General features: G+C 60.8%; 18 protein-coding genes. 8 read left to right on the top strand and 10 right to left on the bottom strand.

Going from position 1 to position 19,465, the window contains the following annotated elements; all coding sequences use genetic code 11:
- Window positions 1–58 precede the first annotated feature (58 nt).
- Window positions 59–1,993: an ATP-dependent zinc metalloprotease FtsH gene (ftsH, locus tag B7Y89_RS07565; RefSeq protein WP_292937233.1), complete on the top strand. Its 1,935-nt coding sequence runs from the start codon at window positions 59–61 to the stop codon at window positions 1,991–1,993.
- 95 nt (window positions 1,994–2,088) lie between these two features.
- Here ftsH and B7Y89_RS07560 read toward each other — a convergent pair whose 3' ends face one another.
- Entirely contained in the window at window positions 2,089–3,138 is a 1,050-nt protein-coding gene (locus B7Y89_RS07560; protein WP_292937231.1) for a DUF3667 domain-containing protein, read from the bottom strand.
- 148 nt (window positions 3,139–3,286) lie between these two features.
- Here B7Y89_RS07560 and B7Y89_RS07555 point away from each other — a divergent pair, with 148 nt between their 5' ends.
- The 4 genes from B7Y89_RS07555 to B7Y89_RS07540 are packed head-to-tail and all read left to right on the top strand — an operon-like array spanning window position 3,287 to window position 6,701.
- The gene (locus tag B7Y89_RS07555) at window positions 3,287–4,837 is read left to right on the top strand and encodes a M23 family metallopeptidase (protein ID WP_292937230.1); all 1,551 of its coding nucleotides are present in this window, start codon (window positions 3,287–3,289) and stop codon (window positions 4,835–4,837) included.
- 36 nt (window positions 4,838–4,873) lie between these two features.
- A complete protein-coding gene (gene hemB, locus B7Y89_RS07550; protein WP_292937229.1) occupies window positions 4,874–5,866 on the top strand; it encodes a porphobilinogen synthase in 993 nt (330 codons plus the stop codon).
- A gap of 3 nt (window positions 5,867–5,869) precedes the next feature.
- The gene (locus B7Y89_RS07545; RefSeq protein WP_292937227.1) at window positions 5,870–6,433 is read left to right on the top strand and encodes a gamma carbonic anhydrase family protein; all 564 of its coding nucleotides are present in this window, start codon (window positions 5,870–5,872) and stop codon (window positions 6,431–6,433) included.
- Entirely contained in the window at window positions 6,414–6,701 is a 288-nt protein-coding gene (locus tag B7Y89_RS07540; protein WP_292937225.1) for a DUF167 domain-containing protein, read from the top strand. Before B7Y89_RS07545 ends, B7Y89_RS07540 begins: the two co-directional genes overlap by 20 nt.
- On the opposite strand, the gene B7Y89_RS07535 is transcribed toward B7Y89_RS07540, so the two are convergent.
- The 6 genes from B7Y89_RS07535 to B7Y89_RS07510 form a co-directional block, all read right to left on the bottom strand.
- A complete protein-coding gene (locus B7Y89_RS07535; RefSeq protein WP_292937223.1) occupies window positions 6,679–7,317 on the bottom strand; it encodes a YoaK family protein in 639 nt (212 codons plus the stop codon). The two genes, B7Y89_RS07540 and B7Y89_RS07535, sit on opposite strands and share 23 nt — an antisense overlap.
- Before the next feature lie 21 nt (window positions 7,318–7,338).
- Window positions 7,339–7,761, bottom strand: coding sequence for a group II truncated hemoglobin (locus tag B7Y89_RS07530; RefSeq protein WP_292937221.1), 423 nt, complete (start codon window positions 7,759–7,761; stop codon window positions 7,339–7,341).
- 66 nt (window positions 7,762–7,827) lie between these two features.
- Window positions 7,828–9,423 carry a cisplatin damage response ATP-dependent DNA ligase gene (locus B7Y89_RS07525; protein ID WP_292937220.1) on the bottom strand — a complete coding sequence of 532 codons (1,596 nt, stop codon included), beginning with the start codon at window positions 9,421–9,423 and terminating at the stop codon, window positions 7,828–7,830.
- Window positions 9,424–9,555: 132 nt separating this feature from the next.
- A complete protein-coding gene (locus B7Y89_RS07520; protein ID WP_292937219.1) occupies window positions 9,556–10,563 on the bottom strand; it encodes a ligase-associated DNA damage response exonuclease in 1,008 nt (335 codons plus the stop codon).
- Between the two features lie 336 nt (window positions 10,564–10,899).
- On the bottom strand, window positions 10,900–13,278 hold the full coding sequence (gene clpA / locus B7Y89_RS07515) for an ATP-dependent Clp protease ATP-binding subunit ClpA (protein ID WP_292937217.1): 2,379 nt from the start codon (window positions 13,276–13,278) through the stop codon (window positions 10,900–10,902).
- Between the two features lie 186 nt (window positions 13,279–13,464).
- On the bottom strand, window positions 13,465–13,683 hold the full coding sequence (locus tag B7Y89_RS07510; RefSeq protein ID WP_292937215.1) for a DUF1192 family protein: 219 nt from the start codon (window positions 13,681–13,683) through the stop codon (window positions 13,465–13,467).
- Between the two features lie 116 nt (window positions 13,684–13,799).
- Between B7Y89_RS07510 and B7Y89_RS07505 the strand changes: the two genes are divergently transcribed.
- A complete protein-coding gene (locus tag B7Y89_RS07505; protein WP_292937214.1) occupies window positions 13,800–14,798 on the top strand; it encodes an NAD(P)H-quinone oxidoreductase in 999 nt (332 codons plus the stop codon).
- 81 nt (window positions 14,799–14,879) lie between these two features.
- Here the strand turns inward: B7Y89_RS07505 and B7Y89_RS07500 are convergent, their stop codons facing one another.
- The 3 genes from B7Y89_RS07500 to B7Y89_RS07490 form a co-directional block, all read right to left on the bottom strand.
- Complete coding sequence (locus B7Y89_RS07500) at window positions 14,880–15,584, bottom strand: DUF1013 domain-containing protein (protein WP_292937213.1); 705 nt, start codon at window positions 15,582–15,584, stop codon at window positions 14,880–14,882.
- 116 nt (window positions 15,585–15,700) lie between these two features.
- Entirely contained in the window at window positions 15,701–16,051 is a 351-nt protein-coding gene (locus tag B7Y89_RS07495; protein WP_292937212.1) for a polymer-forming cytoskeletal protein, read from the bottom strand.
- Window positions 16,052–16,104: 53 nt separating this feature from the next.
- Window positions 16,105–17,148: a M23 family metallopeptidase gene (locus B7Y89_RS07490; protein ID WP_292937211.1), complete on the bottom strand. Its 1,044-nt coding sequence runs from the start codon at window positions 17,146–17,148 to the stop codon at window positions 16,105–16,107.
- A 315-nt stretch (window positions 17,149–17,463) separates the two neighbouring features.
- Here B7Y89_RS07490 and B7Y89_RS07485 point away from each other — a divergent pair, with 315 nt between their 5' ends.
- Together B7Y89_RS07485 and B7Y89_RS07480 are read left to right on the top strand one after the other, a co-directional pair.
- Complete coding sequence (locus B7Y89_RS07485; RefSeq protein ID WP_292937210.1) at window positions 17,464–18,741, top strand: glutamate-5-semialdehyde dehydrogenase; 1,278 nt, start codon at window positions 17,464–17,466, stop codon at window positions 18,739–18,741.
- Window positions 18,705–19,388 (top strand): nicotinate-nucleotide adenylyltransferase, encoded by a 684-nt coding sequence (locus B7Y89_RS07480; protein ID WP_292937209.1) that lies wholly within the window; start codon window positions 18,705–18,707, stop codon window positions 19,386–19,388. Before B7Y89_RS07485 ends, B7Y89_RS07480 begins: the two co-directional genes overlap by 37 nt.
- The last annotated feature ends 77 nt before the right edge of the window (window positions 19,389–19,465 follow it).

The raw sequence follows: 19,465 nt of genomic DNA, 5'->3' as shown, positions 1-19,465 counted from the left end.
TACGAACCTACATTGGTCTTAACAGCGCCCCCCGGGCGCGAATCCGGAAAGACTTTCGATGAACGACGATCAACCCCAAGGTAACCCGTGGATCAAGAGCCTCCTCGTCTGGGGCGGCGTCTTCCTGGCGCTGCTGCTGGTGGTATCGATGTTCGGTCCGCGCACCGATCAGGCGGCAACGACCATTCCTTATTCGGCATTCCGCAGCCAGGTCAGCGAAGGTCTTGTCCGCTCGGTTGAAATTGCGCCCGAACGGATCAGTGGCACGCTCAAGAACGGTGGCCAGTTCGCCACCGTGCCGGTTCCGGGCGATTCCGATCTGCCCCGCCTGCTTCAGGACAACGGCGTGCAATATGCGGGCAAGGCGGCTGAACAGCCCAACATGCTGATGTATATTCTCGTCAATTCGCTGCCGTTCCTGCTGATCCTTGGCGTTGCGTTCTTCGCGCTGCGCCAGGTGCAAAAGGGCGGCGGATCGGGCGCAATGGGCTTTGGCAAATCCAAGGCCAAGCTGCTCACCGAACGGTCGGGCAAAGTCACGTTCGATGACGTTGCCGGCATTGACGAAGCACGTGAGGAACTCGAAGAAATCGTCGAGTTCCTGCGCGATCCCACCCGCTTTTCCAAGCTGGGCGGCCAGATCCCCAAGGGCGCGCTGCTGGTCGGCAGCCCCGGCACCGGCAAGACCTTGCTCGCCCGCGCGATTGCGGGTGAAGCAGGCGTGCCGTTCTTCACGATCTCAGGCTCGGACTTTGTCGAAATGTTCGTTGGCGTCGGTGCAAGCCGTGTCCGCGACATGTTCGAACAGGCCAAGAAGAACGCGCCATGCATAGTCTTCATCGACGAAATCGACGCGGTTGGTCGCCATCGCGGTCACGGCCTCGGCAATTCAAATGACGAACGCGAACAGACGCTGAACCAGCTGCTGGTCGAAATGGACGGTTTTGAAGCCAACGAAGGCATCATCATCATCGCGGCGACAAACCGCCCCGATGTGCTTGATCCTGCGCTACTGCGTCCGGGCCGCTTTGACCGTCAAGTTGTGGTGCCAATCCCCGATATCGAAGGCCGCGAAAAGATCCTGTCGGTCCACATGAAGAAAGTGCCGCTGGCACCCGACGTGAACCCGCGCACCATCGCACGCGGCACGCCGGGCTTTTCCGGCGCCGATCTTGCCAACCTCGTGAACGAAGCTGCCCTGCTGGCTGCGCGCCGCAACAAGCGCCTTGTCGCCATGCAGGAATTCGAAGACGCCAAGGACAAGGTCATGATGGGCGCCGAACGCCGCTCCATGGTGATGACCGACGATGAAAAGAAGATGACCGCCTATCACGAGGCCGGCCACGCCATCGTCTCGGTCAACGAAGCAGCATCTGACCCGATCCACAAGGCCACGATCATCCCGCGCGGCCGTGCACTGGGCATGGTCATGCGTCTGCCGGAACGTGACAGCTATTCCTATCACCGTGACAAGATGCACGCGAACCTCTCGGTCTCGATGGGCGGGCGCGTGGCCGAAGAACTGATCTTCGGGCATGACAAGGTATCATCGGGCGCATCATCGGACATCCAGTACGCAACCTCGCTGGCGCGCAACATGGTGACCAAATGGGGCATGTCGGAAAAGCTCGGCCCGCTGCAATACGAAGAATCGCAGGAAGGCTATCTCGGCTACGGCGGTTCGCAGCGCACGCTGAATTCGGCTGAAACCAACAAGCTGATCGATAGCGAAATCCGCGAACTGGTTGAAGGTGCGCACACCCGTGCCACGCAAATCCTCAAGGACAGCGAAGACAAGCTGCACTTGCTGGCCCAGGCCCTGCTGGAATACGAAACGCTGACAGGGGACGAGATCAAGGACCTGATTGAACACGGCAAGATCGATCGTCCGCAAAACCCCAGCGGCCCATCACGGCCCATCTCGGCGCAAGGTTCTGCTGTTCCACGCGCGGGCAAGAAGTTCGGCGGATCGGCCAGCCCGCAACCGGCGTGATGCTTGCGGCCTGATACTTGTGGCATGACAACAAACGAAAGGGCGGGGGGTAACTCCCGCCCTTTTTGCTTGTCTCAACTTGATGTCGGCATGCCTTAAATCCCGGCTTCGACAAGTATCAGCACGGCAAAGAGCATGAGTGCGGTGAACGCGAACATGCTCAGCAAAGCGGTGCGCCACAATCCGCCCAATCGGGTCAAACCATAAGTCCCGCGCAGCTGCCGATACATATGAAGCGGTGGTGCCACCAACCCTGCCACCGCAACGCCGGGCACGTTGAATTGTCCGCCAACCGCCAGCAAAATCGCCAGCAAGGTCATGAAGCACAGCGAATAGGTGACAAATACCGTGTGATCGTAAAAACCGAACCGGCGGTGGAACGGGAACAGCAGCCACAGGAATGGCACCGAAATGGGGATCAAAGCCCAGCTTAACTTATAACTGTAAGTCTGGACCTTATACAGTGCGAGGCCGGGATTGGCTTTCGCCTTGTTCACTGCATCGTTGATCCACGCAATATCGCTAGACGTCTGAAAGCCTTCGGATTCGACGTTTGATACCTTCAAGCCGCTGGCTTTCAGCTTTTCCATTGCGTCGATGTTCGCGCGTGATTTTGCGAGCGCGGCATCGGTGGCGGCTACTTTGGCGGGATCGTCGGCAAACTCTTTGCGCGCAATCTCCAGATCCGCGATTTCGGCCCGCTCTTTTTCAATAGTCTGGTCCAGTGATACATTCATGTTAGTGTTGACAACATTGCTGCCCAGCGAATTGAACGTTGTGAACAGCAGGAAAACACAGAACAAAAACAGCGCAATGGGCGAGACATAACTAGCTCGCCGTCCGTCAATGTATTCGCGGGTCAGCTTTCCCGGGCGTATCACCAGCATCGGCAAAGTGCGCCAGATCTTGCCTTCGAAATGAAACACGCCGTGCAGCAAGTCGTGAAAGAACGCACCCAGCGTCTTATGGACATGCGCCGTTTGGCCGCAGTCGTGGCAATGGCTGCCAACCAGCGCTGTGCCACAGTTCAGGCAGGCAATTTCATGGCTATGGCTGGCACCGGCTGTGCTGCTCGCAGCAGGCTCAATCGCCCGGGCGGTTGCCACTGTGCCCACCATGTCGCCCAAAGCGTCTGTTTCGTTCAAAACCTGTCCCCCGTCGCAAGCTTCAGCCATAGCCAGCCAAGGCGGCGCTTGCCATATCCTTGCCGCTTGCGGCCTTCAAATGCAGTGATTTCACCAAGAATTAACCTTGAACGTGCAGTGCGGGCAATGACAGGGTACAGGACGCAACGTGTTCACACCGCGAGATCAGATGATGGCCTTTGCCGGGACAGGCGTGGCGCAGGGTTTTGGCCTGCGCTCCGCTCCCGCGCGCCTGCCCGAATCGCGGGTGATGCCAGAGCCTGGGCGACCCGCCTTTTCAGCCGATCCCCATATCGACACCGTCCGCGCCCGGATTGAACGCTGGTTTGCCCGGCAGGATCTCGTCCCCGATCTGGCCGAAGACATTGGCAGCGCGCGCTGGTTTCGCGGGTTTGGAACCATGCTGGGGCTTGGTGCCGCAGCTTTCATGTTCTGGCCCACCTTTGCGCCCTTGCAAGCCGCGCCATTGACCGTGCTGGACGATCAGGCGCGCGATGAATTGCGCGTCCAGGGTTTGCGGCCGCTTGCCTATGGCGCAGACAACGGGCGTCATGTGATTGCCAACGCCGCTGTCATCCCGCTCGCCGCCGCGCCCGAACGGCCGAGTGTCGAACTGACCGCGACGTTGGGTGCAAGCGATAGCTTCCCGCGCATGTTGCAACGCGCAGGGCTGGCCAATGGCGATATCACCCGCGTGCTCGGTTTGATCAGCGCGCAAGTGAAGCCCGATGCCATTTTGCCCGGCACACGCTTTACCATCCGGCTGGGCGCACGGTCATCGCCTGCTGAACCGCGTCCGCTTGAACAGCTTACGTTCCGTCCGCGTTTCGATCTGGCGCTGGATGTAAAGCGCAGCGGCGGCGAACTGGCTTTGGCCAGCAACGCCATTGCGATTGATTCAGCGCCGATGCGTATTCGCGGCATCGTCGGCGGCAGCCTCTATCGCTCGGCCCGCGCTGCAGGAGCACCTGCCAGCGCGGTGCAGGCCTATTTGCGCGCGGTCGATCAACACATGGCGTTTGAAGACATCGCACCGGGTGATGAATTCGACCTTGTTTTCTCTAACCGGCGTGCGGCCAGCGGTGAATCACAGGCGGGCGATCTGGTTTACGCCAGCGTTGTTCGTGGCGGCAAGCCGGTGGTGCAATTGCTGCGCTGGGGCAATGATGGCGAGTTTTATTCGGCACAAAGCATGGCGCAAGGCTCGCAAGAAACGACCGGCGCGTTTGGTGCGCCAGTGAACGGGTACATCACCTCGGGCTATGGCGCGCGCCGCCACCCGATCTTGGGCTATATGCGCATGCATGCGGGCGTTGATTTCGGCGCAGGCTGGGGCGCTCCGATTTATGCAGCGACGGACGGACGCGTATCTTTTGCCGGCTGGCACGGTGGCCACGGCAATTATGTACGGCTCGATCACGGCAGCGGCATAGGCACGGGGTATGGCCATATGAGCCGGATTGCGGTGAGCCCCGGTACTTCGGTAAGGCGCGGTCAGGTTATCGGCTATGTCGGTTCAACCGGCCTTTCCACCGGCCCGCACCTGCACTACGAAATGTACCGCAACGGCCAGACGGTGAACCCCCTGTCCGTCAGTTCGATAACCCGCCGCGCAGCGGTTGATCCGGCGCAACTGGCAGCGTTCAAATCCAAGCTGTCGCAAATAACCGCGCTCAAGGCCAATAGCGCCATCCGGTGATTGCCCGAAGCCTGCGCAGACGCTAGGCTTTGGCATATGTACAGCTATCCCCACACCCGCATGCGCCGCACCCGCTCCACTACTTGGAGCCGCGCGATGCACCGCGAAGTGCTCATCACGCCCGCCGATCTGATCTGGCCCCTGTTCGTCACCGAAGGGCAGGGCGTGGAAGACCCGATCGGCTCGCTGCCCGGCGTTTCGCGCTGGTCGGTTGATGGTATCGTCGCGCGCGCGAAAGAGGCGGTGTCGCTGGGCATTCCCTGCCTTGCCTTGTTCCCTAACACGCAGGCAGACCGGCGTAGCGAAAATGGCGCAGAGGCGCTTAACCCCGATAACCTGATGTGCCGCGCCATCCGTGCCATCAAGGATGCCTGCGGTAATGATATCGGCGTGCTCACCGATGTCGCCCTCGATCCTTATACCAGCCACGGGCAGGACGGGTTGATCGATGCGGCAGGTTATGTGCTGAACGATGCAACGGTTGAAATGCTGGTCGGGCAGAGCCTGAATCAGGCCGCAGCCGGGGCCGATATCATCGCCCCGTCAGACATGATGGATGGCCGCATCGGCGCGATCCGCGATGCTTTGGAAGGCGAAGGCCACGTCAACGTCCAGATCATGTCCTATGCCGCCAAATATGCCTCGGCGTTCTATGGTCCGTTCCGCGATGCGGTCGGCTCAAGCGGGTTGTTGAAGGGTGACAAGAAAACCTACCAGATGGACCCTGCCAATGCCGAGGAGGCGCTGCGCGAGGTTGAACTCGATCTGGCCGAAGGCGCTGACAGCGTGATGGTAAAGCCCGGCCTGCCCTATCTTGATATCGCCATCCGCGTGAAGCAGGCGTTCGGTGTGCCGGTCTTCGCCTATCAGGTGAGCGGCGAATACGCGATGATTGAGGCCGCCGTGGCCGCAGGCGCGGCTGATCGTGATGCGATGGTGCTCGAAACGCTGGTGGCGTTCAAACGCGCGGGTTGTTCGGGCGTGCTGACGTATCACGCCGCCCATGCCGCCCGTCTGTTGGGGGCATAAGCCATGCACCCCGATGTTTCGATCATCACACTTAACGGCAAGACCCCGCGCATTCACGAAACCGCGTTCATCGCACCGGGATGCCGGATCATCGGCGATGTCGAAATCGGGCCGGACGTATCGATCTGGTATAACTGCGTGATCCGGGGCGATGTGAATTTCATCCGCATCGGCGCGCGCAGCAATGTGCAGGATGGCAGCGTCATCCATGTCGATAGCCCCGCGCCCGGCAAGCCCGATGGCTTCCCGACGATCATCGGGGAAGACGTGCTGGTTGGCCATCTCGCGATTGTTCACGGCTGCATTGTCGAAGATCGCGGCTTCATCGGGCTTGGCGCGATTGTGATGAGCGGTGCGGTGATTGAAAGCGATGGCATGCTGGCGGCAGGCGCGATGCTGACCGGCGGCAAGCGCATTGGAGCGCGGCAATTGTGGGGCGGGCGTCCTGCCACTTACATGCGTGACCTGACCGACGCGGCGCTGGTCGATATGCAGCGCGGTGTTCAACACTATGTCCACAACGGCCACGCGCACAAGGCGGCGGTGCTTGGCCAGACCAAAGGCTGATCTGCCCGCAGCATCGGCCCTGCGCGCGCTTGCCGATGGCGAAGGGCGTCTGGCGGTGCGGGTGACGCCGGGCGCGCGCAGCGAGGGCGTTGAAATTGCCCAAGGGCGCGTGCTGGTGAAAGTGCGGACCAAGCCGGAGGATGGCAAAGCCAGCGCCGCCGTGCTGGAATTGCTGGCGCAGGCCCTTGGCGTTGCGCCATCAAAAGTGGAAATGTTGCGCGGCGCAACTTCGCGCGAAAAGCTGTTCAGGATTCCGCCGGTAATCTGAACGCAATCGCCGTCATGACGATGCAATAGCCCGCCGCCAGCCAAAGGCAGACCAGCGGCAGGCGGTCTTGCGCAAAGGCACCCAGCACGGCACCGGCCAGCAGTCCGCCCCATAGCCCAGCCCACGAAGTCCAGCCTGTATTTGGCTGCCCACTGAACGCATTGGCAAGACCTTGGCCCAACTTCACCAGCGCGCCAGTCATGTACGTCAAGCCAACCGTCACTTCGCCGCCGCGCTGGAAGGTGTTGTTCAGCGCGCCCATGGCCATGACTAACCCGCCGAGCATCAGAACGGGTGATCCGAGCAAGCGTCCGCTGGCCGCTGTAAAAAGCATCGCTGCCACTAGCGCCAATACCGCAGGTTTGTGCAGTGTACCCGCCCACCGTGCGAGCAATGCGCCGCCGGTCACTCCGCCAAGGAACCCCGCAATCAGAACAGCAGGCATCAATGCGCGCGCCGGATCCGTGCCGAGTGATACGCCGAGCCGCGTGGAATTGCCGGACATGAACGAGACGAAATAGCCGTCCGCCGAAAGAAACCCCACGGCATCGGTAAACCCTGCCATGGCGGCAAGCGCGATGGCAAAGGTCCGGCGCTGGCGGTCGTACTGGATCATCGCAACAGCTTACGCTGCGTTTCAGTCGCGCGCCATGCCCCGCGCCATTTGCGTCAGAACATCGCTTAATGCCGTGGCGATTTCGGTATCAGTAGGCGCAACATCGGCAATCGCGCAGGCCATGGCATCGGCCCATTGGTTCGCGGTCTTTCTGGTGATCGGAAAGGGTTTGTGCATCGACATCATGCACTTGCCGGGATTGGCCTCAAACCACTGACGCGGACCGCCCGCCCAACCGGCCAGAAAATTCGGCAGGGATTCGCGCATCGGCGCAAGATCGGGCGCATGCATGGCGCGCAGCGCGCGATAGGCCGGGTCTTGCTCCATCAGGTCATAAAACCGGTCAGAAATCTGACGCAGCACGGCAATTCCGCCGATGCGTTCGTAGGGGCTGGCGGCAGGGGCGGTTGCTGGTGCTTCAGCAGCTTGGGTGGCCAAAATCATGCTCCGGATGGTAATTGTGCGAGGCTCTTGTGTGCCTGCTCCGCAGCCAATCATCATTGATCCGCGTCAATCCGCGATCAGCGCTTTCAGAGTTTCCAACCGGTCTGCTTCATGTGCGGGCTTGTCGTTGCGGATGCGGCTGATCCGGGGAAAGCGCATGGCGACGCCCGATTTGTGGCGCTTGCTGGTGTGGACCGAATCGAACGCCACTTCAAACACCAGCGATTTGTCGGTTTCGCGCACCGGCCCGAATTTGGCGACGGTGTTCTGGCGCACATGGCGGTCGAGCTCTTTCAACTCCGCATCGGTAAACCCGAAGTACGCCTTGCCCACCGGCAACAATTCCGCGCCCTGATCGGGATCGCCGTTCCAGCAGCCAAAGGTGAAATCGGAATAGAACGATGATCGTTTGCCGCTGCCGCGCTGCGCATACATCAGCACACAATCGATCAGCAGCGGGTCACGCTTCCATTTGTACCACAGCCCCGTGCGCCGCCCCGCGACATAAGGACTATCGCGGCGCTTCAGCATCACCCCTTCAATGGCCTCATCGCGCGCACGGGCACGGATTTCGGCAAGGTCGTCAAAGTCTTTGGCTGCGATGACCTGGCTGATGTCGAAGCGTTCCGTATCAAGCCTTGGCACCAGCGCCTCAAGCCGTGCGCGGCGCTGCTCCCATGCCTGTTTGCGCAAGTCGTCACCGCCTTCGATCAGCAGATCATAAAGCCGGACGAAGGCGGGCGAATCGCGCAACATGGCTTTGGACACGGTCTTGCGGCCCAAGCGCTGCTGCAAGGCGTTGAAACTGGCAGCACCGCCAGCCTCGCCACCCTGATGCGCGCCGCGCACCAGCAATTCGCCGTCCAGCACGCAAGGCGTCGTCAGCGCGGCGGATACTTCGGGGAAAGTGGCTGAAATATCATCGCCGCTGCGCGAATAGACGCGCGTTTCGCCTGCTACGTGGACGATCTGTACGCGGATGCCGTCCCATTTCCATTCTGCCGCATAGTCGGCCAGATCAAGGCTTTCGGCCTCAAGCGGATGGGCAAGCATGAACGGGCGGAACAGCGGGAGCAGGTCTGTGCGTGGCGGTGCAGCGCCATTGGCTGCCCAATCAAACAGCGGAAGATAGGGCGGGGCCTGTCCGTGCCAGTATTCCTCGACGTCCTCCACCCGCACATCAAACGCTTGCGCAAAGGCGACCTTGGCCAACCGGGCCGAAATGCCGATGCGCATCGCGCCGGTCGCAAGCTTCAGAAAGGCATAGCGACCATTGACGTCAAGACGGTCCATCACATCGGCAACGGTGGCGGGCGCGCTCGCGCGATTGGTGGCGGTCAACGTCGCAACCACCTCGGCCACCGATGGCGGCGGAGGTTGTTCGCCCAAGGGTTCGGGCCAAAGCAGGCTGGCTGTTTCGGCGGTATCTCCCACATATTCCCGGCTGAGCGTCCACAGCACCGGATCAACGCGTTCTGCCATCAGCGCGCGGATGGTGCCGGCTTTAACCGCCGGAAAATCAAGTCCATCAGTCAGCGCCGCCAGTGCCCAACCGCGATCAGGATCGGGTGTTTCGCGCAAATAGGCCGCCAGCAGCGCCAGCTTGGCATTGCGCGAAGGGGTGAGCACAAGTGCATCGAGCAAGGCGGCAAAGCGCTGCATCAATCTGTCGACCGTTGTGTGCGGCCTTCGACAAGCTCAGGCTGAGCGGGGGTGGGGGATGAGGCTGAGCCAAGCACCAAAAACCGCTCATGCTGAGCTTGTCGAAGCACCCGCGCCGCCTTTGGCCAAAGCTCAATCATCCTCGTCCTCGTACCCCACCAGCGCCAGCGCGCGCGCCTTGCGCTGGCTCAGTTCGCACCAGCGCAGCAGGGCTTCCTCGCGGCCATGGGTGATCCACGTTTCGGCGGGGTTCACTTGCGCGATTGTCGTGGTCAGTTCGTCCCAATCGGCGTGGTCTGAAATGATCAGCGGCAATTCCACGCCGCGTTGCCGTGCGCGCTGGCGCACCCGCATCCAGCCTGATGCCATTGCGGTAACCGGATCGGGCAAGCGTCTGCTCCACCGGTCATTCAGCGCAGAGGGCGGGCACACGATGATCGCATTTTCCAGTGCCGCCTTGGGCACGCCCGCCACCGGCTTCAGATCGCCAAGATCAACGCCGTGATCCTCGTACAGGCGGCACATCTTCTCCATAGCGCCATGCAGCCAGATCGTTTCGTGATACCCCGCCGCGCGCAATTCGGCGATCACGCGCTGCGCCTTGCCCAAGGCATATGCGCCCACCAGCACGCATCGCCCCGCATCATTTTCGCGCGCGGCAAGCAGCTTGGCCATTTCATCAACGATGGGGGGATGCCTGAACACCGGCAGGCCAAACGTGGCTTCAGTAACGAAGACATCGCACGGCGTCACCGCAAAGGGTGTGCAGGTAGGATCGGCGCGGCGTTTGTAATCGCCGGTTATCACCACGCGCTCTCCGCCATGCTCAAGCAGGATTTGTGCCGATCCCAGCACATGACCTGCGGGCACATACGTTGCGCGTACATCGCCGCGCAACGCCACCGTCTCGCCATAGGCCACAGCGCGCGATCCCGCTTCGATCACGCCATAGCGCAAGGCCATGATCGCCAGCGTTTCGGGCGTGGCCACGGTTGTGCTATGCCCGCCGCGCGCGTGATCGGCATGGCCATGCGTGACCAGCGCCAAGTCTACCGCGCGCGATGGATCAATCCACGCGTCTGCTGGCGTGATATACAGCCCCTGCGGTTCGGGGCGCAGCCATGAAAACGGTGGAGCCATATGTGGGTAATGGCCGGATGTCGTGCGCGGTTCCAGTGACCTTTGGATATGGGGGAAAAGTTGCGCGGCGCGACTTCTTCAAATGGTTCACGCAGAGACGCAGAGAAGAAAGGGGAGGCGCGGAGGGATAAATCTCTGCGTCTCTGCGTGAAATTAAGTGAAGTGCCCACCCCCGACCCCTCCCGTAAACGGGAGGGGGGACAAACGCAGTTCTGAAACTCCACTCCCGCTTGCGGGAGGGGTCGGGGTGGGCTTATTCCTGAACTTAATCCAACCCAAACAAAAAAGGCCCACCCCGAAGGGCAGGCCTCTTTCATTCACTCTGCCAAGAAAGGCTTATTCCGCCTCGTCCTCGCTGCTCGATTCAATTGCGGGGCTGCCAGCCTTGCCCTTGCGCGGCTTTTTCTTGACCAGCTTAGGCGCGGCAGGCGTCAGTTCGAACGAGAGCGCGCCATCGGCCACTTCGTCGGTCTTGAGGCTGACGTGGACTTCGCCGCCATTGGCCAACTTGCCGAACAACAGTTCTTCGGCCAGCGGCTTTTTGACCTTATCCTGGATCAGACGCGCCATCGGCCTTGCGCCGTAAAGCTTGTCGTAACCCTTGCGTGCCAGCCAGGCGCGGGCATCGGCGTCAAACTGGATGTGGACGTTCTGATCGGCCAGTTGCAATTCCAGTTGCAGCACGAACTTGTCGACCACGCGGCTGACAACTTCGGGCGACAGGTAGGAAAACGGTACGATGGCATCGAGACGGTTGCGGAATTCAGGGGTGAACATCTTCTTCACCGCCTCATCACCCGCATCGGCCTTGGATACATCGCCAAAGCCGATGCCCTGACGCGCCATATCCGATGCGCCCGCATTGGTCGTCATGATCAAGACGACATTGCGGAAATCAACCGTCTTGCCGTGGTGATCGGTCAACCGGCCATTGTCCATCACCTGCAGCAGGATGTTGAACAGATCGGGGTGGGCCTTCTCGATTTCATCGAGCAGAAGCACGCAATGCGGCTGCTGGTCAATCGCATCGGTCAACAGGCCGCCCTGATCAAACCCGACATAGCCCGGAGGCGCACCGATCAGACGGCTGATCGAATGACGCTCCATATATTCCGACATATCAAAGCGTTGCAGCGGGATGCCCATGATTTCGGCAAGGCTGCGCGCCACTTCGGTCTTGCCAACGCCGGTCGGGCCGCTGAACAGGAACGAACCGATCGGCTTATCCGCATCACGCAGGCCCGCGCGGCTGAGCTTCATGGCGGACGACAGCACTTCGATGGCCTTGTCCTGTCCGAACACCAGACGCTTCAGATCACGCTCAAGATGTTCGAGCACTTTCTTGTCGTCGCTCGACACCGATTTGGGCGGGATGCGCGCCATCGTGGCGATGACCTGTTCGATCTCGCGCGCGGTGATCGTCTTCTTGCGCTTTGAAGGCGGCACCAGCATTTGCATCGCGCCGACTTCGTCGATCACGTCGATGGCTTTGTCCGGCAGCTTGCGGTCATTGATATAGCGCGCCGAAAGTTCGACCGCGGTCTTGATCGCATCGGGCGTGTATTTGACCTTGTGGTGATCTTCGAACGCGGTGCGCAGGCCGCGCAGGATCTTGATTGTGTCCTCGATGGTCGGCTCGTTCACGTCGATCTTCTGGAACCGGCGCAACAGGGCGCGGTCCTTTTCGAAGTGGTTGCGGAATTCCTTGTAGGTGGTGGAACCGATGCACCGGATGGTTCCGCCCGAAAGCGCGGGCTTGAGCAGGTTCGATGCATCCATCGCGCCGCCGCTGGTGGCACCAGCGCCGATCACGGTGTGGATTTCATCAATGAACAGCACTGCATGCGGCATCTTTTCCAGTTCGGAAACGACCTGCTTCAACCGCTCTTCAAAATCGCCGCGATAGCGTGTGCCTGCCAGCAGGCTGCCCATGTCGAGCGAATAGATCACGGCTTCGGCCAGCACTTCTGGCACGTCACCTTCAACGATCTTGCGCGCAAGTCCTTCGGCGATGGCGGTTTTGCCCACGCCGGGATCACCCACATAAAGCGGGTTGTTCTTGGAACGGCGGCACAGGATCTGGATCGTGCGGTCCACTTCGGGGCCACGCCCGATCAGCGGGTCGACCTTGCCGGCCAGCGCCTTTTCGTTGAGGTTGACGGTGAACTGGTCGAGCGCCGTCTCCTTCTTCTGGCCCTTGGCGTCGGCCTTTTCTTCCTGCTGCTTGGGCGCTTCTTCTTCGGCCCCCTTGGCGGTGCGGCCATCGACCTGACGGCCACCCTTGCCAATGCCGTGGCTGATAAAGCTGACAGCGTCCAACCGGCTCATGTCCTGCTGCTGCAGGAAATACACGGCATACGAATCGCGCTCCGAGAACAACGCGACCAGCACGTTGGCACCGGTCACGGTATCTTTGCCCGATGATTGCACGTGCAGGATGGCGCGCTGGATCACCCGCTGGAAACCGGCGGTTGGCTGAGGATCAGCCTTGTCTTGCGTTTTCAGCGATTGGTATTCCTGATCGAGGTACTGGCGCACAACGTCGCTCAGATCACCCAGATCGACACCGCATGCCTGCATCACTTGTGCAGCATCAGCATCATCGATCAACGCCAGCAGCAAATGCTCCAGCGTCGCGTACTCGTGGCTGCGCTCGGACGCGTTGGCGAGCGCGGTATGCAGCGTTTTTTCGAGGCTCTGTGCGAAACTGGGCATAGGTCTACTTTCTGGCTTGCGCCGGTGGGTTCCCTGCGCGGACCGATACTGGTCCGTTGCGGGAGAGTGCACGAACGTGATTAACCGAAGCTAAACCGCGAAGCTGTGCGATAACTGTGGATGCGAAAACAGGAGCACCAAAAGCAATATGGGATGACCGCCCGGCAAAAGAAAGGGCGGGCCGTGTCAACTGGCAGTGCCTGAAGGGGCAGGGGTGCGGAAAAGCGCATCGGCAGCGGCGCGGTGCGCACTGGCTTTGTCACGATGGGTGACAGTTCTGGCAATTTCCAGTTCTAACAACCGGATACGTTCGTTCAGTTCGTCATGAGAATAAGGGCCGAGTTCCTCTGTTGCCAGTTGGCTGGCCAGATCCCCTTTAGGGCGAGGGCGCTCGTCAATTTCCATTGCCCAACTTTTCTCCTTCGCAGCGCAACAATGTGCCTTCGCTACGCTTGCTGTCAACGGCTTGTATAGGCTAGCAACACGAAACTTGGTTTTTAAAGAATTAAGAGGTTCCTTTCATGACCGCCATTCCCGCAACGATGACGGCCATGGGTTGGGACGCGCCCGGTGGTCCCGAAGTGCTCCGGCCTGAAACCGTTGCCGTGCCGCAACCGGGGCCGGGCCAAGTGCTGGTCAAAGTCGCCTATGCCGGGGTCAACCGGCCCGATGTGATCCAGCGCCAAGGATTTTATCCCGCGCCTGCCGACGCATCGCCCCTGCCGGGGTTGGAAATTTCCGGCCAAGTCGTGGCGATGGGCGCAGGCGTGATTGTGCCATTCATCGGCCAAAGTGTGTGCGCGCTGGTCGCAGGCGGCGGTTATGCCGAATATTGCCTTGCCGAAGCCGAACAGTGTTTTGATGCAGGCGACATGGCGCTGGATGAAGCCGCCGCGATCCCCGAAACGCTGTTTACCGTGTGGCACAACGTGTTCGAGCGCGGGATGGTTGCAGAAGGGGAGACGATTCTCGTTCACGGGGGCACCAGCGGCATCGGGTCCATGGCGATCCTGCTCGGCAAATTGTTTGACCTGCGGGTGATTGTCACATGCGGAGGCGCAGAGAAATGCGCGCAGGCGCTCAACATCGGCGCTGCACACGCAATCGATTACAAAACCACTGATTTTGTTGAAGAAGTTGCGCGGATAACCGGCGGCAAAGGCGTTGAAATAGTGCTTGATATGGTGGCGGGTGATTATGTCGCGCGCAATCTCAAATGCCTTGCCGATGACGGCCGCCACGTAACCATCGCGGTGCAGGGGGGCGTGCGCGCAGAAATCAACATGGCTGAAGTCATGCGCCGCCGTATCACGATGACCGGATCAACGCTGCGCCCGCGTTCCAAAGCGTTCAAAGCCGCGCTGGCCGACGAAATCCGCGAAACCGTCTGGCCTGTTATTGCAGCGCGCGAACTGCGGCCGGTAATGGACCAGTGCTTTGCCTTGACCGAAGCCGCCGCGGCGCATGTACGGATGGAGCAGGGCGCGCATATCGGGAAGATCGTGCTCAAGGTGGGGTAGGCTTTTAACCGCCATATAAACCCGCACCAAAAAGGCCGCCCATTGCTGAGCGGCCTTTTCAATTCGATGCTTTGCCAGAACCTAGCTGTCTGACAGGCCTTCGGCGCGGCGGGCGGCGAGCCATGCTGCGGCTTCGGCTTCCTGTGCGGCGTCAGATGCGGCCTTGGTGTGGGCCTGACGTTCGGCGCGCAGTTCCTCGATCAGGGCATCGCGGTCGGTGCCGAGGCGGATTGCGGCTTCGCCGTTGTCTTCGTAGCCCGCCTTCTTTGCGGCCTTGGCCACCAGCGCATCAAGTTCGCGCTGCGAACACAGGCCCAGCGTGACCGGATCCTTGGGGTTGATGTTGCTGATGTTCCAGTGGCTGCGATCACGGATTGCGGCGATGGTTGTGCGGGTGGTGCCGATCAGTTTGCCGATCTGTGCATCCGAAACTTCGGGATGATTGCGCAAGATCCATGCAATGCCATCGGGCTTGTCCTGACGCTTGGACACCGGGGTATAGCGCGGGCCCTTGGTGCGGCTGACCGAGATTGGCGCGCGCTGCATCTTCAGGCGGTATTCTGGGTTGGCCTGGCCCTTGTCGATTTCGGCCTGGTTCAATTCGCCCGAATGCAGCGGATCGCGTCCCGTGTACTTCTGGCCAGCCAGATCATCGGCCATCGCCTGCACTTCAAGGATGTGAAGCCCGCAGAATTCCGAGATCTGCTCAAACGTCAGCGCGGTATTGTCAACAAGCCACGACGCGGTGGCATGTGGCATCAGCGGATATGTGGGCTGGGTGCTCACGGCGGTCTCCCGGAAAAGGCGTGCCAAAAAGGCGGAAACAATAAGGGCCGCCCCTTGCGGAGCGGCCTTGCTTATCGCTGATGTAGGCTAGGCGTGCTGATTCAGCAAGTGGCGAATCAACTCACCAAGGAAAGCGATGTTTCCTCAGCTGATTTTACGCGGTGCGAAAACTTGCCGTCCACTTGCGCGCCTTGCTCGATCGTCAGCGAATCATACGACACATCGCCGTGAATGCGCGCCGATTTCAGGATCACCAGTTCGCCCGCTTCGATCGATCCGTGAATCGTGCCTGACAGCCGTGCGCTTTCGGCCCGGATTGCGCCGGTCACCGTGCTCTTTTCGCCCTGCACCAATGCGGTGCAGGTGATGTCGCCTTCAACATTGCCATCAATGTGCAGATCGGCGGTGGCGTTAAGATTGCCCTTGATCGACACATCGGTGCCAAGGATGGAAAAGGTAGAGGCCATCGGACTGCTCCCGGTTTGCTGGCGTTGAGCTGGCGCAGGTTTTTTGTTGAACATCAGTGGGCTGCCTCAAGGAACGGGCGCGGATTGACGGGGCGGTCATTGATCCGCACCTCGAAATGCAAGTGCGGGCCTGTGGAGCGGCCCGAACTGCCGATCTTGCCGATTTCTGCGCCCGCGTCGATCTTTTCGCCAATGCGCGCGTCGGTGTGTGACATATGTGCATAGCGCGTCATCAGGCCATTGCCGTGCGCCACTTCAACGCAGCGGCCATAACCTTGTTTTACGCCGACAAAGCTGATGGTGCCGGCCGCTGCCGAATAGATCGGCGCGCCCATTGGCCCACGGAAATCAAGGCCGGCATGAAACGCTGCGCCACCATTGAACGGATCCGAGCGATAGCCAAAGCCGCTGGAGATATATTCCAGCCGCGCAGGCAGGGTGTTTGGGATACGGGCAAGGCCCTTTTCCATTGCGGCCATGCGTTCAAGGCTGGCACCCAGCCGCGCAAAGCGTGGATCAAGGCTTTCATCGCGCCCGGTGAACAGGCGGATCAAGGGGCCACCCTGACCTTCGGCCGCTGCGTTGCGCAGCATGGCAGGGTTCAGCCCGACGCGGCGGATGGATGTTTCAGCGGCGCTTGCGCGGGCATCGGCAAAGCGGGTCAGCCGTTCGATAAAGGCCAATTGCCGCGCTTCAATCTGGGCCAGACGCCGCGCTTCGGGCAATTCCATCGAAATCTTGCGGATGGTCTTTTCGGCTTCGGCGCTGCTGTCTGAAACCGTGCCTTGCGGCAGGTCCTTGGGCAATTCACCGATGGTGCCTTCGATCGCTTTTTCGATGAAGTCCTGACGGCGCGCCAGATCATCGGCAACGCCTTCAATCCCGCCGCGATACTTCTGCACACGGCTTTCGGCAGAAGCGACGGCGGCTTCGCGTTCCAGCAGGGCGGCATGGTCTTGCGCGGATGAATACTGCGACACCAAAGTGGCGGTCATCATGCCCAACCACATCAGCACAGCAACAGCGACACCGCCAGCGACCGACATTTGCAGGCGCGGTGAAATACGGATGAAGCGAACCTGCCCGTGCGAGCGCATGAAAAACTCACGCTCGGGGAACAAGCTCCTTATCCGGGCAAGCGCCTCGGATAGCTTTAAGGTAGACAAACTTTGCGACCCCCGTCGTGGCGTTTCTTAACGTCCCCGTAATTTTTATTAACGATTCCGTTAAATCTGCGCCTACCTGCGGGAACCTTTTGTGGCGAATCCGATTGTGGTTAATCAAGGCAAGCCGTGTGACTTGCCCGATGAATCGTTTGCAGGCCTGTGATTCACGGCATTTCGGCCGCACTTTCGCCTGTCGAGTCGTGCTGCTGGATGACATTGGCCTCTGGCAATGATAGGGCGCAGCCCATGTCTGATCAGCTATCATCATCCGCCCAATCGGTGACCGAAATGGTCGAAGGCCTTGCGCGTGCTGCCCGTGTGGCACAGCGCCAATTGGCGCAAATGGATGCCCCGGCAAAAGAGCAGGCGCTGAAACTAGCCGCTGATGCCTTGCGCAGTGCCGAGGCCGAGATTCTTGCTGCCAACGCGCAAGACATGGCCGATGGCGCGGCCAACGGCTTGTCGCCCGCCATGCTGGATCGCCTGAAGCTGACGCCGGAACGCCTTGCGGGCGTTGCCGATGCCGTCGCCCAGGTCGCGTCGCTCACCGATCCTGTCGGGCAGGTGATCGATGAAACCGCCCGGCCCAACGGCATGGTGCTGCAGCGCGTCCGCGTGCCGGTTGGCGTGATCGGCATCATCTATGAAAGCCGCCCGAATGTGACGGCAGACGCCGCCGCGCTTTGCGTGCGGTCAGGCAATGCCACGATCTTGCGCGGCGGCAGTGAAGCGGTACATTCCAACCGCGCGATACACGCAGCGCTGGTCAAAGGCCTCACCCAAGGCGGCGTGCCCGCTGATGCGGTGCAGCTTATGCCGACACAGGATCGCGCGGCAGTGGGCGCCATGCTGGCAGCTGCAGGCCTGATTGACATGATCGTGCCGCGCGGAGGCAAAAGCCTTGTCGCGCGGGTGCAAGCCGATGCCCGCGTGCCGGTGCTGGCCCACCTGGACGGGATCAACCACACGTTCGTTCATGCCGCCGCCGATGCCAATATGGCCAAAGCGATTGCGCTGAACGCCAAGATGCGCCGCACCGGCATTTGCGGGGCGATGGAAACGCTGCTGATCGATGCGACTTATCCTGATCCGCACGGACTGGTTGAGCCTTTGCTGGACGCAGGCTGCGAATTGCGCGGTGATGCGCGGGCTTGTGCCATCGATCCGCGCATTGCGCCTGCTAGTGACGAGGATTGGGACACCGAATACCTTGAGGCGATCCTCTCGGTCGCCGTGGTTGATGGGCTGGATGCGGCGCTGGCGCATATCGCGGCCCATGCATCGGGCCATACCGATGCTATTGTCACCGCCGATCAGGCAGTAGCAGACCGGTTCCTTGGTGAAGTTGACAGCGCGATTGTCATGCACAACGCCTCCAGCCAGTTTGCCGATGGCGGGGAATTCGGCCTTGGCGCGGAAATCGGCATTGCCACCGGCCGGTTGCATGCGCGCGGTCCTGTCGCGCTGGAAGGCTTGACCACATACAAATGGCTGGTGCGCGGTTCCGGTCAGGTGCGCCCCTGAACGGCCCTTCGCTCACCGGTCTTTTGGGCGGCAGCTTCAATCCCGCGCACGGCGGCCACCGCCGCATCACCCTGTTTGCCATAAATGCGCTGGGGCTGGATGAAGTGTGGTGGCTGGTATCACCGGGCAACGTGCTGAAACCGGCCAAGGGCATGGCCCCGCTGCCTGCACGGCTGGCCTCTGCACAGGCGCAAAGCCGCCGTGCACCGATCCGCGCAACCGCTATCGAACGCGAGCTTGGCACGCGCTTTACGATTGATACCCTGCGCGCAATCAAGCGGCGCTATCCGAAACGCCGTTTCATCTGGCTGATGGGGGCTGATAATCTGGCGCAGTTCCATCGCTGGAAAAACTGGCGGCAAATCGCGCGCGAGATGCCGATTGCAGTGATTGCCCGCCCGGGATATGATGCGGACGCCTTGGCAAGCCCTGCCATGGTGTGGTTGCGCCGCTGGCGCCAGCGGCCCGGCCAGATGGTTTCCGGCGCAAAGCAGGTCACCCCCGCGCTGACCATTCTTCGCTTTGATCCCGATACACGGTCGGCCAGCGCGATTCGCGCCGCCGATCCTGACTGGTCTGCCCGCATTGGCACCGCCAGCTTGCGCGATCCGCTCACGCATCGTGCCATAAAAAGAGGTAAATCCTGACCGCGCATTACCCAAAATCCGCCGCGCCAGCAGGGCGCAGCGCGGAAACTCATGCGCGAATGACTCGTTATTCCTTG

The organism is Novosphingobium sp. 32-60-15, from assembly GCF_002280675.1.
GTDB lineage: Bacteria > Pseudomonadota > Alphaproteobacteria > Sphingomonadales > Sphingomonadaceae > Novosphingobium.
This window is presented reverse-complemented; position numbering and strand designations above follow the sequence as displayed.

What these genes read in the sequence shown, in the direction of transcription:
- ftsH (WP_292937233.1), top strand. Translation starts at nt 59, where the DNA reads ATGAACGACGATCAACCCCAAGGTAACCCGTGGATCAAGAGCCTCCTC.
- hemB (WP_292937229.1), top strand. Translation starts at nt 4,874, where the DNA reads ATGTACAGCTATCCCCACACCCGCATGCGCCGCACCCGCTCCACTACT.
- B7Y89_RS07545 (WP_292937227.1), top strand. Translation starts at nt 5,870, where the DNA reads ATGCACCCCGATGTTTCGATCATCACACTTAACGGCAAGACCCCGCGC.
- B7Y89_RS07535 (WP_292937223.1), bottom strand. Translation starts at nt 7,317, where the DNA reads ATGATCCAGTACGACCGCCAGCGCCGGACCTTTGCCATCGCGCTTGCC.
- B7Y89_RS07530 (WP_292937221.1), bottom strand. Translation starts at nt 7,761, where the DNA reads ATGATTTTGGCCACCCAAGCTGCTGAAGCACCAGCAACCGCCCCTGCC.
- B7Y89_RS07525 (WP_292937220.1), bottom strand. Translation starts at nt 9,423, where the DNA reads ATGCAGCGCTTTGCCGCCTTGCTCGATGCACTTGTGCTCACCCCTTCG.
- B7Y89_RS07520 (WP_292937219.1), bottom strand. Translation starts at nt 10,563, where the DNA reads ATGGCTCCACCGTTTTCATGGCTGCGCCCCGAACCGCAGGGGCTGTAT.
- clpA (WP_292937217.1), bottom strand. Translation starts at nt 13,278, where the DNA reads ATGCCCAGTTTCGCACAGAGCCTCGAAAAAACGCTGCATACCGCGCTC.
- B7Y89_RS07510 (WP_292937215.1), bottom strand. Translation starts at nt 13,683, where the DNA reads ATGGAAATTGACGAGCGCCCTCGCCCTAAAGGGGATCTGGCCAGCCAA.
- B7Y89_RS07505 (WP_292937214.1), top strand. Translation starts at nt 13,800, where the DNA reads ATGACCGCCATTCCCGCAACGATGACGGCCATGGGTTGGGACGCGCCC.
- B7Y89_RS07495 (WP_292937212.1), bottom strand. Translation starts at nt 16,051, where the DNA reads ATGGCCTCTACCTTTTCCATCCTTGGCACCGATGTGTCGATCAAGGGC.
- B7Y89_RS07490 (WP_292937211.1), bottom strand. Translation starts at nt 17,148, where the DNA reads ATGCGCTCGCACGGGCAGGTTCGCTTCATCCGTATTTCACCGCGCCTG.
- B7Y89_RS07485 (WP_292937210.1), top strand. Translation starts at nt 17,464, where the DNA reads ATGTCTGATCAGCTATCATCATCCGCCCAATCGGTGACCGAAATGGTC.
- B7Y89_RS07480 (WP_292937209.1), top strand. Translation starts at nt 18,705, where the DNA reads ATGGCTGGTGCGCGGTTCCGGTCAGGTGCGCCCCTGAACGGCCCTTCG.